Source organism: Roseovarius maritimus (assembly GCF_043355895.2).
GTDB classification, from domain to species: domain Bacteria; phylum Pseudomonadota; class Alphaproteobacteria; order Rhodobacterales; family Rhodobacteraceae; genus Roseovarius; species Roseovarius maritimus.
Genome location: NZ_JBHFPF020000003.1, coordinates 101,366 through 115,868, shown reverse-complemented (window position 1 = coordinate 115,868; position 14,503 = coordinate 101,366). Strand labels below are relative to the sequence as shown.

At 64.7% G+C, this 14,503-nt stretch carries 17 protein-coding genes and 1 riboswitch; of the genes, 8 read left to right on the top strand and 9 right to left on the bottom strand.

Annotated elements, in window-relative coordinates:
* Window positions 1-132: 132 nt before the first annotated feature.
* Entirely contained in the window at window positions 133-1,248 is a 1,116-nt protein-coding gene (locus ACEWPM_RS07890; RefSeq protein ID WP_393961117.1) for a site-specific DNA-methyltransferase, read from the bottom strand.
* A gap of 103 nt (window positions 1,249-1,351) precedes the next feature.
* Window positions 1,352-1,972 (bottom strand): ribonuclease HII, encoded by a 621-nt coding sequence (locus tag ACEWPM_RS07885; protein WP_393961116.1) that lies wholly within the window; start codon window positions 1,970-1,972, stop codon window positions 1,352-1,354.
* Window positions 1,973-2,112: 140 nt separating this feature from the next.
* On the opposite strand from ACEWPM_RS07885, the gene ACEWPM_RS07880 reads away from it, so the two are divergent.
* Together ACEWPM_RS07880 and ACEWPM_RS07875 are read left to right on the top strand one after the other, a co-directional pair.
* On the top strand, window positions 2,113-2,832 hold the full coding sequence (locus ACEWPM_RS07880; protein WP_393961115.1) for an ArsR/SmtB family transcription factor: 720 nt from the start codon (window positions 2,113-2,115) through the stop codon (window positions 2,830-2,832).
* A gap of 70 nt (window positions 2,833-2,902) precedes the next feature.
* Window positions 2,903-3,346 carry a YqfO family protein gene (locus tag ACEWPM_RS07875; RefSeq protein WP_393961114.1) on the top strand — a complete coding sequence of 148 codons (444 nt, stop codon included), beginning with the start codon at window positions 2,903-2,905 and terminating at the stop codon, window positions 3,344-3,346.
* A gap of 57 nt (window positions 3,347-3,403) precedes the next feature.
* Here the strand turns inward: ACEWPM_RS07875 and ACEWPM_RS07870 are convergent, their stop codons facing one another.
* Window positions 3,404-3,826, bottom strand: a complete 423-nt coding sequence (locus ACEWPM_RS07870; RefSeq protein WP_393961113.1) for a hypothetical protein — start codon at window positions 3,824-3,826, stop codon at window positions 3,404-3,406.
* 154 nt (window positions 3,827-3,980) lie between these two features.
* Here ACEWPM_RS07870 and ACEWPM_RS07865 point away from each other — a divergent pair, with 154 nt between their 5' ends.
* Window positions 3,981-4,211: a hypothetical protein gene (locus ACEWPM_RS07865; protein WP_393961112.1), complete on the top strand. Its 231-nt coding sequence runs from the start codon at window positions 3,981-3,983 to the stop codon at window positions 4,209-4,211.
* Window positions 4,208-4,912, top strand: coding sequence for a hypothetical protein (locus ACEWPM_RS07860; RefSeq protein ID WP_393961111.1), 705 nt, complete (start codon window positions 4,208-4,210; stop codon window positions 4,910-4,912). Before ACEWPM_RS07865 ends, ACEWPM_RS07860 begins: the two co-directional genes overlap by 4 nt.
* 75 nt (window positions 4,913-4,987) lie before the next feature.
* Here ACEWPM_RS07860 and ACEWPM_RS07855 read toward each other — a convergent pair whose 3' ends face one another.
* Both ACEWPM_RS07855 and ACEWPM_RS07850 read right to left on the bottom strand, forming a co-directional pair.
* Entirely contained in the window at window positions 4,988-5,365 is a 378-nt protein-coding gene (locus tag ACEWPM_RS07855; RefSeq protein WP_393961110.1) for a SnoaL-like domain-containing protein, read from the bottom strand.
* A 125-nt stretch (window positions 5,366-5,490) separates the two neighbouring features.
* Window positions 5,491-6,621 carry an aminotransferase class I/II-fold pyridoxal phosphate-dependent enzyme gene (locus ACEWPM_RS07850; protein WP_393961109.1) on the bottom strand — a complete coding sequence of 377 codons (1,131 nt, stop codon included), beginning with the start codon at window positions 6,619-6,621 and terminating at the stop codon, window positions 5,491-5,493.
* Window positions 6,622-6,729: 108 nt separating this feature from the next.
* Here ACEWPM_RS07850 and ACEWPM_RS07845 point away from each other — a divergent pair, with 108 nt between their 5' ends.
* Window positions 6,730-7,092: a dihydrodipicolinate reductase gene (locus ACEWPM_RS07845; RefSeq protein WP_393961108.1), complete on the top strand. Its 363-nt coding sequence runs from the start codon at window positions 6,730-6,732 to the stop codon at window positions 7,090-7,092.
* 3 nt (window positions 7,093-7,095) lie between these two features.
* Here ACEWPM_RS07845 and thiD read toward each other — a convergent pair whose 3' ends face one another.
* The 4 genes from thiD to ACEWPM_RS07825 all read right to left on the bottom strand — a co-directional run bounded on the left by thiD (window position 7,096) and on the right by ACEWPM_RS07825 (window position 9,691).
* Window positions 7,096-7,893, bottom strand: a complete 798-nt coding sequence (gene thiD / locus ACEWPM_RS07840) for a bifunctional hydroxymethylpyrimidine kinase/phosphomethylpyrimidine kinase (RefSeq protein WP_393961107.1) — start codon at window positions 7,891-7,893, stop codon at window positions 7,096-7,098.
* A complete protein-coding gene (gene thiE / locus ACEWPM_RS07835; protein WP_393961106.1) occupies window positions 7,890-8,522 on the bottom strand; it encodes a thiamine phosphate synthase in 633 nt (210 codons plus the stop codon). Before thiE ends, thiD begins: the two co-directional genes overlap by 4 nt.
* The gene (thiM, locus tag ACEWPM_RS07830; RefSeq protein WP_393961105.1) at window positions 8,519-9,307 is read right to left on the bottom strand and encodes a hydroxyethylthiazole kinase; all 789 of its coding nucleotides are present in this window, start codon (window positions 9,305-9,307) and stop codon (window positions 8,519-8,521) included. The genes thiE and thiM overlap by 4 nt, the downstream gene beginning before the upstream one ends.
* A 52-nt stretch (window positions 9,308-9,359) precedes the next feature.
* Window positions 9,360-9,455: riboswitch (TPP riboswitch) on the bottom strand.
* A 35-nt stretch (window positions 9,456-9,490) separates the two neighbouring features.
* A complete protein-coding gene (locus tag ACEWPM_RS07825) occupies window positions 9,491-9,691 on the bottom strand; it encodes a DUF1674 domain-containing protein (protein ID WP_393961104.1) in 201 nt (66 codons plus the stop codon).
* 66 nt (window positions 9,692-9,757) lie between these two features.
* Here ACEWPM_RS07825 and ACEWPM_RS07820 point away from each other — a divergent pair, with 66 nt between their 5' ends.
* From ACEWPM_RS07820 to purH, 3 genes are all read left to right on the top strand, one after another.
* A complete protein-coding gene (locus ACEWPM_RS07820; protein ID WP_393961103.1) occupies window positions 9,758-11,029 on the top strand; it encodes an RsmB/NOP family class I SAM-dependent RNA methyltransferase in 1,272 nt (423 codons plus the stop codon).
* Between the two features lie 106 nt (window positions 11,030-11,135).
* Entirely contained in the window at window positions 11,136-12,887 is a 1,752-nt protein-coding gene (locus tag ACEWPM_RS07815; RefSeq protein ID WP_393961102.1) for a heparinase II/III family protein, read from the top strand.
* 24 nt (window positions 12,888-12,911) lie between these two features.
* Window positions 12,912-14,501 carry a bifunctional phosphoribosylaminoimidazolecarboxamide formyltransferase/IMP cyclohydrolase gene (gene purH / locus ACEWPM_RS07810; RefSeq protein WP_393961101.1) on the top strand — a complete coding sequence of 530 codons (1,590 nt, stop codon included), beginning with the start codon at window positions 12,912-12,914 and terminating at the stop codon, window positions 14,499-14,501.
* Window positions 14,502-14,503 lie beyond the last annotated feature (2 nt).

Sequence of the window (14,503 nt, the reverse complement as noted above, 5' to 3'; positions counted from 1 at the left end):
TCCTGACCTCTCACGCCGCGCCAAGATCGCAATGAAAAAACGCCCCACCGACAAGCGGCAGGGCGCAGTTGAGGTGGTGCCTAGCGTCAGACCACAGGCACCGGCGGTGTTCTTGTTTGTCTCGGAAAGCTCTTAGTTGGGGCGGTCGGCCATCTCGGCTCGGATCTGCTGGCGCAGAAGGTCGATCGGTACACGCTTGCCGTCCTTCTTGAAGTGCCAGTAGGTCCAGCCATTGCAGCTGGGCGCGCCTTCCAGATGGGCGCCGACCTGGTGGATCGAGCCCTTGATGTCGTCACCGATCAGCGTGCCGTCGGCGCGCACCTTGGCCTTGTGGCGCTGGTTCAGCGAATAGAGCTCTTCGCCCGGGCGCAGCATGCCGCGCTCGACCAGCTGGCCGAAGGGCACGCGCGGCTCGGCGCGCTTGGAGGTGCTGACCTGCAGCGCCTCGCGGTCGAACTTACGGATGCCTTTGAGGCGCTTCTCGGCGACCTTGCGATAGCCCTCGTCCCGCTCGATGCCGATATAGTCGCGGCCGAGCATCTTGGCGACGGCGCCAGTGGTGCCGCTGCCGAAGAACGGGTCGAGCACGACGTCGCCGGGATTGGTGCTGCCCACGATGACGCGGTGCAGCAGGCTTTGCGGCTTTTGCGTCGGGTGGGCCTTCTCGCCCGCCTCGTCCTTGAGCCGCTCGTGGCCGGTGCAGATTGGCAGCACCCAGTCGCTGCGCATCTGCACGCCGTCATTGAGCGCCTTCAGGGCCTCGTAATTGAAGGTGTATTTCGCGCCTTCCGATTTCGAGGCCCAGATCATCGTCTCATGCGCGTTGGTCAGGCGCTTGCCGCGGAAATTGGGCATCGGGTTGGACTTCCGCCACACGACGTCATTGAGGATCCAGTAGCCCGCATCCTGCAGGGCCGCGCCGACGCGGAAGATGTTGTGATAAGATCCGATGACCCAGATCGCGCCATTCGGCTTGAGAAGGCGGCGCGCGGCCTTCAGCCATTCGCGCGTGAACTGGTCATAGACGGCAAAGCTGTCGAACTGGTCCCAAGCGTCGTCGACCGCATCCACCTGGCTGTTGTCGGGCCGGTGCAGATCGCCGCGCAGCTGCAGATTATAGGGCGGATCGGCAAAGATCAGATCGACCGAATTTTCTGGCAGCGCGTTCATCGCTTCGATGCAATCGCCGCTTAGGATCGTGTTGAGAGGAAGCGCGGGCGCGCCCTCGATCTTGGTCATCTTCGTCATGTCTTGCCTCTGTCCCGGCGCGATTTTGCGCTCTGTCTACTTGTGGACAAAGATGAGTCATCGATGATTCGTGGTCAATTTCTTTTTTGAATCAGGAGGTTAGTTATTTATCTTGATACAAGATATTGTGCACCGGCTTGAAGGTTCGTCTATGGTGTGGGGTCACCCCCAGATTTCGGAGCGCCTCTTTGTGGTGCGGTGATGGATATCCCGCATTCGTTTCCCAGCCATATCCGGGATAGTGTTGCGCCAAATCCCGCATGACATAGTCTCGACATATTTTGGCCATGATTGAGGCCGCAGAAATCGAAACCGAGAGGGCATCGCCCCTGATGACCGCCCGCGCCGGGATCGTCAGGCCGCGCGGGATCATGTTGCCGTCGATCAGCGCCAGATCTGGTCGGCGCGGCAATCCGGCCAGCGCGCGTTCCATCGCCAGATGCGACGCGCGCAGGATGTTCAGCTCTTCGATCTCCTCGACGCTGGCATGGGCGATGCTGACCTCGGCGCAGGCGGCTATGGTGTCGTAAAGCGCGATGCGGCGCGCGGCGCCCAGCTTCTTGGAATCGTTGAGACCTTCGGGAATATCGGCAGCGTCGAGCACGACAGCGGCCGCCGTGACGGGTCCGGCAAGGGGCCCGCGCCCCACCTCATCGACACCGGCGATGATGCGCGCGCCCGCGACCTGCGCGGCCGCCTCCAGAGAATAATCGGGTCCCGTCATGCCACGCCAAAAAGCACGCGCCGCACCGAAAGGCCAGAGATGTGTGCAGGCGTGCCTCTGCCCCTGTCGGCGGGTCCCTTCGCGCACGAGCGAAGCGTTCTGTCTGGGCGGATGCACTTTCCGGCGATACTCTGGGCGGCATGACCCTTGAACCCAGACTGGACATCATCGGGGCGGCGCTGGCCGATCCCAGCCGCGCACGCATCTTGTGCGAGTTGATGGACGGGCGCGCGTTTACCAACAAGGAACTAGCCTGCGCCGCCAGAATCACGGCACAAACCGCGAGCGTCCATCTGCGGCAGCTGAGCGCGGCCGGTCTGACGACATCTCTGCGTAGCGGGCGACATGTCTATCACCGCATCGCGCGTGCCGAAGTCGCCACCGTGCTGGAAAGCCTCGCCAGTCTGTCACCCACCGACCATCTGAGGCGCAATAGCCAAAACAGTCGAGACACATGTCTGGCGCGCAGCTGCTACAACCATATCGCCGGCCGGCTCGGCGTTCTGATGACCCGGTGCCTCGCCGCGTCGGATGTGCTGCTGATCGCGTCCGAGACGGTAGCCCCCGGCCCGCGCTACATGGCGTTCCTCAAGGAAGCCGGGATCGACGTCCCACCGGTCGCGGGCGGCAAGCCCCTGGTGAAGCTCTGCCTCGACTGGACTGAGCGGCGCCATCATATCTCGGGGCCGTTTGCGACCGCGATCCTCGACAGGGCCGTGACCTCGAACTGGTTGCAACGCCGCACGGGCAGCCGCTCCCTGATGATCACGGAGGATGGATTTCAGGCGCTGGACCGTTTCTTTGCGCTCGGCCGGGACGAGGTGGCGCAAGACGGCGATGCCTCGGAGTTAGGTGGATAACGAATCGTCTTTTCGCCGGGCCGCCCCAAATCGCGCTATCAAGGCGCATGACATTTTGCCGGAGACGCCCATGCCCCTGCCCACCCTCACGACCGACAGGTTCGTGCCCGAAGAAGGCCTGCGTATAATCGTGCAGGTGCCCGGCACCCATGCCCAGAGGATCACCGATACGGTTCTCAAGATCGCGCCGCTGACCTATGGCGATTATGATTGCGTCACCTTCAGGAGCGCACCGGGCATTCAGCAGTTCAGATCGCTGGGGCGCGGACACAATGCCGCAACCAAGACCGTGGTCGAGGTGCGCTGCCTGGAGCTGTCGTTCTTTTTGCCGCAGGACGAGCGTTTGACCGATACGGTTCTACGGGCAATCTATGCTGCGCATCCATATGAAGAGCCGGTGATCTTCGTTCAGACCTGCCTGAGAACGCAGCACATACGGGGAATGGACGAGGACAATCCCGCGAGGTTCTGGAACAGCGAGGCCGAGGACTGGATTCCGCAGGAGCATCGGTAGGGAGGTGGAAAAGGGCCCCGGAGAGGCCCTTTTCATACATGATCGGGTCAGGCCGGATCAGTGCGCCCGGCGATAAGGCCGCGCGCTGTAGCGCTGCTGTTGACGGTGGTCATAGGCGCGCCGCTCGGACCGGCGGTCGCGCATGGCGTTGCGATGATCGTTATAGCCCTTGTGGTAAGCACGCTCGACAGCGCGTTGGCGGGGTCTCTGATAACGGGGTTTCTGATACCGAGGCTGCTGATATCGGGGCTGCTGATATCGAGGCTGGTAGACATGCTTGCGCTGGGGCTGATAATAGCGCGCCGCGCCGCGGCGCTTGTCCTTTTGCGCGTCATGGATAACGGCGCCGACGATGGCCACACCCGCGATGGCCGCAAGGGCGCGGGCAAGGTCCCGGTCGCCAGCTTGGGCAGGGGCGGCGGTCAGGCCGGTGACGGCGATCGAGGCCGCGATGATCATGGATACGAATTTGCGTGACATGGGGGCGATCCTTTCAGTGGATGATATGCAGTACCTCATCACGCTCGCCCGGCCCGACCGCGCATCGCAATATCGCCCTACTGCTATCCGATATCAGTCCCACGGCATGCGGTGGGATATTGTATAGCCGCACGGGCTTCGCCATGGTTGGCCCATGATGAAAATCCTGGTCCCCTTGGCCCTTGCGGTCCTGATCGCGGCTCCCGCCAGTGCAGCCTGTGTCGCTGAATACAAGGCCAAGCGGGACAACCCGCTTGAGCTGTTCTACGGCACCCACCGCTTTGACGGGCCGTGCACCCTGTCCGCGGCGCGGTCGCAGCTGCGCGGGCAACTGGCATCGCAGGGCATGACCCTGCTCAAGGTGCTTTCGGTGCGCCAACAATGAGGGGCGCTACCATCCTTGCCTCGGATGCACGGCGCTCGGGCGGCCGGGTGGTTCTTTTTGGCGTGGTGGCGATCGTCGCTATCCTCACGCTGGCAGCGGTTCTTCTGTTCATTTCCCTACCCGACGCCGGGGCATTCAACGCGCGCGTCGAGCAAATCTTTGTCGAGAATGATGCCCTGACCAGCGATGCCGAGATCAAGTTGCTCGAGATCCTCGCGCTCTCAGGCACCGCCTTCAGCGAGACGCTGGTCAGCTACCGCATGGTGATCTTCGTGCTGTTGGTCTTCAGTACCGCCCTTCTGATCGCCGCGCTGACCTTTCTGATCATGCTGACCCTGCTCAACCGGCGCATGGCCCAGATCGAGCGGTCGGGCATTCAGGTCAGCTCGCTCCTGATCAGCCGCGCGGAAAAGTCGGTCTATCTGAACAATATGGGGTTCAAGCTGACCGATGCCGCGATGGAGACCCTGTCGGTTCTGGCCGAGGCACGGCTTGACGGGGATATCCTGACCGGCGCCGAGATCGAAGGCATCGTCTCGGGACGGCCTGCCACAGACTGCGAAGAGGCAGCGGGAGCTACCCGTATCAAGCGCCTGCGCGACACGCTGGGCAACCAGATGGTCAGCGAACTTCTGGTGCGCAACATCGCGCGGCAGGGCTATGTGCTGGCCATCGACAAGGATGTCATCCGCGTCATCTAAAACGTGGTCGACCGGCGCCATAAACCCGCCCGCCGGCCATTGGCCGCGAACTGACAAATGACCCGGGCGCGGGGCCTATTTTGGCATCATGAAGAATTCTTCACGCACGATCTTGCGATTCTCGACAGTATATACAGCGATCTCGCGTAAGTTCATCTTCTTGCCGGTTTCCTTTTGCGTCACCTCGGCGTCGAAGCGCACTGCGAACCGGTTGGGCGGATGCACATAGGGCCCATCGGCCTCGATCTTGTGGATCTCGTGCGTCGACGACCAATCCTCACGTTTTGCCTTGATCGCGCCGCGGCCCTTCGCGATTCGCACATCGCGCCCTGGCGGAATAACCGCCTCGACCGATTCCGCGTTTTCTGCATAAAGCTCATCGACATGTTCAATGCCGCGCCCATCCTGCATCGCCTGAACGAAGTCACGTCCAAGTTTGACCAGATCATCCATGTGAAGCCTCCCTGTCACTAGCGCCAAGTGTGGCACGATTTGGCGAGGCATACTTTGACGGGGATCAAGCTGCGCGCGGAAATCCGCCTTGATGGGCGCCTGCCTCAGAGCGGTCAGAGCCGGTTTTAAGCCTTCTGCAGCCAGCCCTCCAGCGCCGCCAGCCCCTCATCCAGGCCCGTCCGGCCAAATCCGATTCGAAACCGATCCTGCGGCGTCTCGCCCAGATCCGAGCGATAGATCGTCGAGGGCAGCACCAGAACGCCCGCCTCCTCGACCAGCCGCCGGGCAAATTCGTCCACGCCCTCAGGCCCCAGATAGCGAGGATAGCCCATGCAGGAGCCATCGGGCCGACGCCATTCGAAAAGATCGGGATGCCGCGCAAAGAAGGCATCCCATTTCGGCAGGTTCGCGTCCACGATGTCATTGTTGCGGGCCAAGAGCCGATCCCGCGCCTTGAGCGCGATGCGCGCCAGATGCTCGGACGGGCCGGAATTGCAGATCGACAGGTAGTGCTTCATCCGCTCCATCCGGCTCAGAACATCGCGGTCCTGGCACGCGATCCAGCCGATGCGCAGCCCCGGCAGCCCATAGGATTTGGACATCACGCCCAAGCTCAAACCCCGCTCGTATTCGTCCGCGACGAACGGCAGATGCTGAGCGCCCGAGGGGCCCAGCCCGTTGAAAATCTCATCGTGAAGGATCCAGATGCCATGCTGACGGCACAGATCGATCAGCGCACGGTAGCGGTCCAGCGGCAGGATGGCGCCGGTGGGGTTGTGCGGGAAGTTGATCGTCAGAAGCTTGGTATTGGGGCGGATCGCGGCCCGGATCCGGTCGATGTCGAGCGACCAGTTGTCATCCGGGTCCAGCGGCACGCCCGTTGCCTCACAAATCATCGAGGGCAGCGTTTCATGCGATTGGTAATTCGGCGTGATGACGATGGCATGATCGCCCTTGGACAGCAGCACGTTTTTCGCGGCAAAGATACCCTCGCTCGCCCCGGCAAAGCAGAGGATGTTTTCCGCTGTTTGCCGCGCGTAAGTCTGCGCAATGGTCTCGCGCAGCGCGGGCATGCCCCATGTCTCGGTATAACCCAGCCACATCGTCTCGAAGGATTTGCGGTCCTCGTCGCTGGCCATCGCCAACAGGTCAGGCAGTGCCACGCTTTCGGCGTCGGATGCCGTCAGATGATACCGCGCGCTGAACTCCCATTTGGCGAAATGCGTCTCGAGGCGAAAATCGGGCAAACTGGTCATTAAGGCTCCTTTGCAGGCGATGATCCGCTGATACGGCGGCTCGGTATGTGATCCGGATGCCCGCGAACCGCGTATATTCTGATGTAGTCAAAACAAGGAAGGTTTGTCATGCGTTCTATCGCTTCCGCCGCCTGCGTATTGTCCGTAGGGCTTCTTACAGCACCCGTGGCCGCGCAGGCGTTCGAGCAAATCACCACCCGCGACGCCTTTGTTGCCGCAACATCCGGGCGCGATCTGATCCGGCTGGGCATTTCCGTCGCGGTGTCACCTTCGGGCGAAATCATGGGCCGCGCCTTTGGCTATCCTGTCACCGGGGCATGGAACTGGCAGGAAGGCTATTTTTGCCGTGACCTTTATTGGGGCGGCGACCGCCTTGATCCCAACTGTCAGGCCGTGCGGATCAAAGGCGACACGATCCGCTTCATCTCGGATCAGGGAAAGGGTCAGAGCGCGGATCTGACCCTCAGATAGGCTCTAATCCGTCAGCTTGTAAAAGTGATGGGTTGGGCCGTGGCCGTGTCCCACGTCCAGCTTGGCTGCCCCAGCGATTGCATTGGTGATATAGGCCTTGCTCCGTGCAACGGCGGTCTTCAGGTCATGCCCGGCCCCCAGATGGGCCGCAATGGCCGAGGACAGTGTGCATCCCGTCCCGTGGGTGCTCTGGCTCTGGATGCGTGGGCCCTCCAGCCACTCTGCGCCGCCGGAATGCAGTAGCAAGTCGGGGCTTTCCACGCCGCCCAGATGACCGCCCTTCATCAGGACCGCCTGCGCGTCCAGACCCATGAGGCGCAAGGCATGCTCCAGCATCATGTCCTTGTCCCTTGCCTCGCCGATTTGCAGCAGGTCCGCAGCCTCGGGCAGGTTCGGGGTGATCACCGCCGCCATCGGCATCAAGTGGCGGCGCAGTGCATCGACGGCCTCCGCCGCCAGCAGGCGGTCGCCCCCCTTCGCCACCATGACAGGGTCCAGCACGATAGGCGCGTCCAGACCGTCCAGCGCATCCGCCACCGCGCGGATGATCCCGGCATCGCCCAGCATTCCGATCTTGACCGCGTCGATGCGAATGTCGCTGCGGATGGCTGCGATCTGCGCGGTGATGATACCCGGCTCCATCAGGTGCACCGCCTGCACCCCGCGCGTGTTCTGCACGGTCAGCGCGGTGATGGCGGCCATTGCATAGCCGCCATTGGCCGAAATCGATTTGATATCAGCCTGAATGCCTGCGCCGCCCGACGGATCGGACCCCGCGATGGAAAGAATGTTGGGGATCATATCTGCCTCCACGCCTGGATCAAGGCGCGCGCCGCGCCCTCCATTTCATCCGCCCGCGAAATGGCCGAGACAACGGCGATGCCTGCTGCGCCCATTTCGCGCAGCGCCGCCGCATCGGCTTGTCTGATCCCTCCAATGGCGACGCAGGGGAGAGGCGCGGACGCGATCAGCCGCGCCATACCGTCCATCCCGAGGGGCTGCGCCGCATCAGGCTTGGTCGCCGTGGCGCGCAACGGGCCGGTGCCCAGATAATCGACACTATCCTGCGAAATAGAGCCGAGTTGTGCTTCGGTTTCGACCGAAAGGCCCAGGATCATCTTCAGCCCGATAGAGGCGCGAATGGCACGGGCATCTCCATCGCCCTGCCCCACATGCAGGCCATCGGCACCGATGCGCCAGGCAATCTCGACCCGATCATTGATGATCAAGAGCGCCCCCGCCGCGCGGGTGAGCTTCAGAAGGGCGCGCGCCTCGTCCTCGAAGGCGGCCTCGCTGGCGTCCTTGTCGCGCAGCTGGATCATCCGCACCCCGGCGGCGAGGGCCGCGCGCACCTGATCGGTAACAGGGGCCGAAGCCCCTGCATCCGTGACGAAATAGACGGGCCCAAGATCCCTAGCATTCAGCCTCATGCCGCCTCGATCCGCGCACCTGCGGTCACATCCGCGGGCGTTAGCGCATAAAGCGCGTCGATGAACGCGGTCTGAAAGCTGGCCGGGCCAGCGCCTTTTTCGCCCGCGATCTCGCCCGCGACCGCGTAATAGGCCAGCGCGGCGACGGTGGCGGGCAGCGCGGGCTGATCCACGGCAAAGGCCGCTACGATCCCGGTCAGCGAGCAGCCCATGACAGTGATGCGCGGCATCAGCGCGTGGCCTCCCGCAACACGGTAGGCGCTGTCCCCATCGGTCACGAAGTCAACCTCGCCCGTCACCGCCACGACGCCGCCCGTCTGCCGGGCCAACGCCCGCGCCGCATCTTCGGCATCACTGACGGCGTCGGCGGTATCAGCGCCCTTGCCCGCCGCCGCCGATCCGGCCAGCGCGATGATCTCGGACGCATTCCCGCGAATGATGCTGGGCCTCAGCGTCAAGAGCCGCGCACCCGCATCCCGGCGCAGCGCGGTTGCGCCCACGGCCACAGGGTCCAGCGCCCATGGCTTGCCCGCCGCGACCATCACGCTGGCGGCGGCCTCCATTGAGCGGAGCCAAGCTGGATCGAGGGTGCCGATATTGACGCTGAGCGCGTCCGCAATACCGGCGAATTCCGCCGCCTCGCCCTCGTCATGGGCCATGGCGGGACTACAGCCGGCGGCCAGCATGATGTTGGCCATGACATTCATGGCCACGTAATTGGTGATGTTCTGCACCAGCGGCGCACGGGCACGCATCCGGGCCAGATAGTCTCCGGCGTTCTTCATCGGGATCCCCTCTTTTACGGGCGGGGGCAGGCCATGAGCCGGGCGCGCATGGCCCGGTCTCAGCGCAACTTCCTCCGCCGGCATGATCCGGTTCAGGTTCGAAGGGTGCATCTCAGCCCGGCTGTTGCGGGCGCCCCTGTTACGCGGATCAGGATGATCGCCGATTGCGGTGGCGTCAACCCGTCAGAAGTCGATGGCGATGCCCTTCTTTTCCCAATCGCCATAGCGCACGGCCTCCAGCCCTTCCTTGCGGCCGCCCAGCTCTTTGGGCAGTTCGGTCTTCTCGGCCTTGAGGCGGCGCTCTTCGGCCTCGGCCAGCGCACGTTGCGCGGCGGGCGGAAGATGACGTGGCTGATCGGGGCGGGGATCGGTGCTGTCGGTCATGGCATGGGTTCCTTTGAAGCCGTGCCCCTGATATACGCCGCCCTCGCCATTCAGCAAGGATTTGCCATGACTGCCTCGTCCAAGCCCGCGTCGCCGCGCGCCGCCGCCGCCCACCTGCTGGACCAGATTTTGGGCGAGCATCGCCAGATGGCGGACCTGCTGGCCACCGGTGCGCTGGACCGGCTGGAGGCGCCCGATCGCGCCCGCGCCCAGCGCCTTGCCACGCAGACCCTGCGCAGCCTCGAGCGCGCGGACCGCATCCTTGCCAAACACCTGCGCAAGCCGCCGCCCCTGACAGTGCGCAACATCCTGCGCCTCGGCACGGTCGAGCTGTGCCAGGGCGGTGATGCGCATGGCATCGTCAATGAATGCGTCCAGATGACCGCCGGCAACAAGCGCTTTGCCAAGCTGAAGGGGCTGGTCAATGCCGTTCTGCGCAAGGTCGCCGCTGACGGGCCTGCCGAATGGGCGATCCTGCGCGTGCCGCACCTGCCCAAATGGCTGCGCAGTCCCTTGTCCGAGGCGTATGGCGCCAAGGCCGTCTCTGGCTTCGAGGCCGCGCATTTTGCCGGCGCCCCGCTTGACCTGACGCCCAGGGGCGATGCCGCCGCGCTGGCCGAGGCAACGGGCGGCACGCTACTGCCCACCGGATCGGTGCGGGTTGAGAACGCAGGCCAGGTCAGTGCCCTGCCCGGCTATGAGGCGGGCGATTGGTGGGTTCAAGACGCCGCCGCAGCAATCCCGGCGTGTGTGCTGGGCGCGACCACGGGCGAGACGGTGCTGGACATGTGCGCGGCACCCGGCGGCAAGACCCTGCAACTGGCGGTCACGGGCGCCGATGTCACCGCGCTCGATATCTCGGACGCGCGCATGGCGCGGGTGCGCGAGAACCTTGGCCGCACCAGCCTGAATGCCACCCTCGTCACCGGCGACGCGCTGACCCATGAGGGGCAATATGACGCGATCCTTCTGGATGCGCCCTGCTCGGCCACCGGCACGATCCGGCGGCATCCGGACCTGCCCCATGCGCGAGACGGTTCCGAAATCGGCGATCTGATCGCGCTGCAATCAGCCATGTTGGACCACGCGCTGAGCCTGCTGAAACCGGGCGGGCGACTGGTCTACTGCACCTGCTCACTGCTGCCAGATGAGGGCGAATGCCAGGTCGAGGACGCGCTGTCCCGCCATCCGGGCCTGACCGTGGACGCGGCCGCGCTGGACCTGCCGGGCATCGACCCCGCCTGGCTGACCGAAGAAGGCGGACTGCGCCTGCGCCCGGATTACTGGGCCGAGATCGGCGGCATGGACGGGTTCTACATCGCCCTGCTGCGCCGCTGACGCGATTTTCGCAATCCTTCGGTGACTTGGGCACCGCCCCGCGATAAGCTGCGCGCGAAAAGGCGCCGGTGAAGAGCGCCCGGAACCGAGGCGAGCATCGAGACATATGGCACCTGCGGGCACATTCCGCGCGAAATGGACGAGGCTGCAGAACCGCATTGCCGCGCGGCGTGCGGCATGGGCGCGGCCCGCCACGGCCTTTGTCTCATCGCCCGAACCGCGCACGATTGGCAGCTTTGCAAGGGGGCGTCAGCTCTCGGCGGGGAACTTCATGTTCGCGGGGCATCTGGTGCAGAAGCCGGATGTATCCATCTGGGACATCACCGCCCCCGATGCGGCCTTCGAAGCGGAAATGCACGGCTTCGGCTGGCTGGACGACTTGGCGGCAGCCGGCGACGCGGCGGCGCGCAAGGCCGCGCAGGACTGGACCCAAGGCTGGATCGCCCGCTATGGCGCGGGGCGCGGACCCGGCTGGACACCAGATCTGACCGGGCGGCGCGTGATCCGCTGGATCAACCACGCGCTTTTCCTGCTGGCCGGGCAGGACCGCGCGGCCTCGGACGCTTTCTATCGCTCGCTGGGTCAACAAACTCTGTTTCTGGGCAAACGCTGGCACGGGGCCTCGCCCGGTCTGCCGCGTTTCGAGGCACTGACCGGCCTCATTTACGCCGGGATCGCGCTGGAGGGGATGGACCGCTATACCGCCACCGCCGCTCGGGCCCTGGGACGCGAATGTGATGCGCATATCAGCGCCGAGGGTCATCTGGTCACCCGCAACCCCGAGGAATTGCTGGACGTCTTTACCCTGCTGACATGGGCCGCCGAGGCGCTGGCCGAGGCCGAGATCGACGCGCCCTCGCTGACGGCGGCCACGGCGCGCATCGCGCCCACCCTGCGCACGCTGCGCCATGTCGATGGGGGCCTTGCGCGGTTCCACGGCGGCGGGCGTGGGCTTGAGGGGCGGCTGGACACCGCGCTGGCCGCCAGCGGCGTCAAGACGCGGCGCGAGGGCGGGCTGGCGATGGGATACGCACGTCTGAGCGCCGGGCGCACGTCTGTCATCATCGACGCGGCGCCGCCGCCCACGGGTGCGGCCTCGACTGGCGCCCATGCCTCGACCATGGCGTTCGAGCTGACCTCGGGCCGCCGTCCGGTCATTGTGAATTGTGGCTCGGGCGCCAGTTTCGGCGCCGATTGGCGGCGGGCAGGCCGCGCCACGCCCTCGCACAGCACCCTTGTCGTCGATGGTGCCTCCAGCGCGCGGCTGGCCGCCCCCGGCGCGGAGGCCGAGTGGCTGAGCCAAGCCCCCCGCCACGTTCCTGTCCAGATGAGCCGCGCCTCGGATGGCGTGCGATTCGAGGGCGGGCATGACGGCTATGTCCGCCGCTATGGCCTGACCCATGCGCGCACGATCGAGATGACCTTCGACGGGCGCGGCGTCGCGGGCGAGGATATGCTGCTGGCCATAAGCCCCGAGGACAGGCGGCAGTTCGATGCCGCGATGGACCGCACGCGCATGCAGGGCATACCCTACCAGATCCATTTCCACCTTCACCCCGAGGTGGATGCCAATGTCGATATGGGTGGCGTGGCGGTCTCATTGGCCCTGCGCAGCGGCGAGATCTGGGTCTTTCGCACGGACGCGCGGGCGAAAATTACTCTGGAGCCATCAGTTTATCTGGAAAAATCGCGAATCAAGCCGCGTGCGGCCAAACAGATAGTTTTATCCGGGCGCACGCTGGAGTATGCGGGCCGCATCAGATGGTCGCTCGCCAAGGCTCAGGACACTCCGATCAGCATTCGCGATCTGGCGCAGGACGCGCCCTATCCGGAGCTGGACGGCGACCGGAATGACTGACACGCCATAACGCAGGATCGCACCATGACCGATATCGCTCCCATCCGCCGCGCCCTTCTGTCCGTCTCGGACAAGACCGGGTTGATCGATCTGGGGCGCGCCCTGTCCGAGCGTGGGGTCGAATTGCTCAGCACTGGCGGCAGCGCCAAGGCATTGCGCGATGCGGGGCTGGAGGTGCGCGATGTGGCCGATGTCACCGGCTTCCCAGAAATGATGGACGGGCGCGTGAAAACGCTGCATCCCGCCGTACATGGCGGCCTTCTGGCGCTGCGCGACAATGACGATCACGTAAAGGCGATGGACGAGCACGGCATCGGTGCGATCGACCTTCTGGTGGTCAACCTCTACCCGTTCGAGTCCACCGTCGCCGCCGGCGCTGACTATGACACCTGCATCGAGAATATCGACATCGGCGGCCCCGCGATGATTCGCGCCGCAGCCAAGAACCATGGGTTCGTCAATGTCGTGGTCGATACCGAGGACTACGCGCCATTGCTGGAGCAGATGAAGGCCAATGACGGCGGCACGACGCTCGCCTTCCGTCAAAAGCTGGCGATGACCGCCTATGCGCGCACTGCCGCCTATGACAGCGCTGTCAGCACATGGATGGCCGCGCAGCAGAATGACAATGCCCCCCGCCGCCGCACCGTCGCCGGATCGCTGGCGCAGGTGCTGCGCTATGGCGAGAACCCGCACCAGGCGGCCAGCTTCTATCTCGACGGCAGCGCGCGGCCGGGGGTCGCGACAGCCAAGCAGCTGCAGGGCAAGGAGCTGAGCTACAACAACATCAACGACACCGACGCCGCTTTCGAGCTGGCCAGCGAATTCGCCGCTGCCGATGGCCCCGCCTGCGCGATCATCAAGCACGCCAACCCCTGCGGCGTCGCCCGCGCGGCAACGCTGAAAGAGGCCTACACCCGCGCCTTCGATTGCGATCGGACATCGGCCTTCGGCGGGATCATTGCCCTCAATCAGCCGCTGGATGGTGCGACCGCCGAGGAAATCGCACAAATCTTTACCGAGGTCGTGATCGCCCCCGGCGCGGACGCGGATGCGCGCCGCATCTTCGAGGCCAAGAAGAACCTGCGCCTGCTGATCACGGAGGGCATGGCCGATCCAGCAGAGGCCGCGCAGACGATCCGGCAGGTCGCGGGCGGGTATCTGATGCAGGACAAGGATAACGGCCATATCACCGCGGATGATTTGAAGGTCGTGACCAAACGCCAGCCGACCGAGGCCGAATTGGCCGACATGCTCTTTGCCTGGAAGGTCGCCAAGCACGTCAAGTCGAACGCCATCGTCTACGTCAAGGACGGCGCCACCGTCGGCGTCGGCGCGGGCCAGATGAGCCGCGTGGACAGCTGCCGCATCGCCGCGCGAAAAGCCCAGGACATGGCCGAGGCGCTGGCCCTTTCCGAGCCGTTGACGAAGGGCAGCGTTGTCGCATCAGATGCGTTCTTCCCCTTCGCCGATGGCCTTCTGACGGCCGCAGAGGCAGGCGCGACCGCCGTAATCCACCCCGGCGGGTCAATGCGCGACGACGAGGTGATCGCCGCCGCCGACGAGGCGGGCCTTGCCATGGTGCTGACTGGAATGCGCCATTTCCGGCACTGATG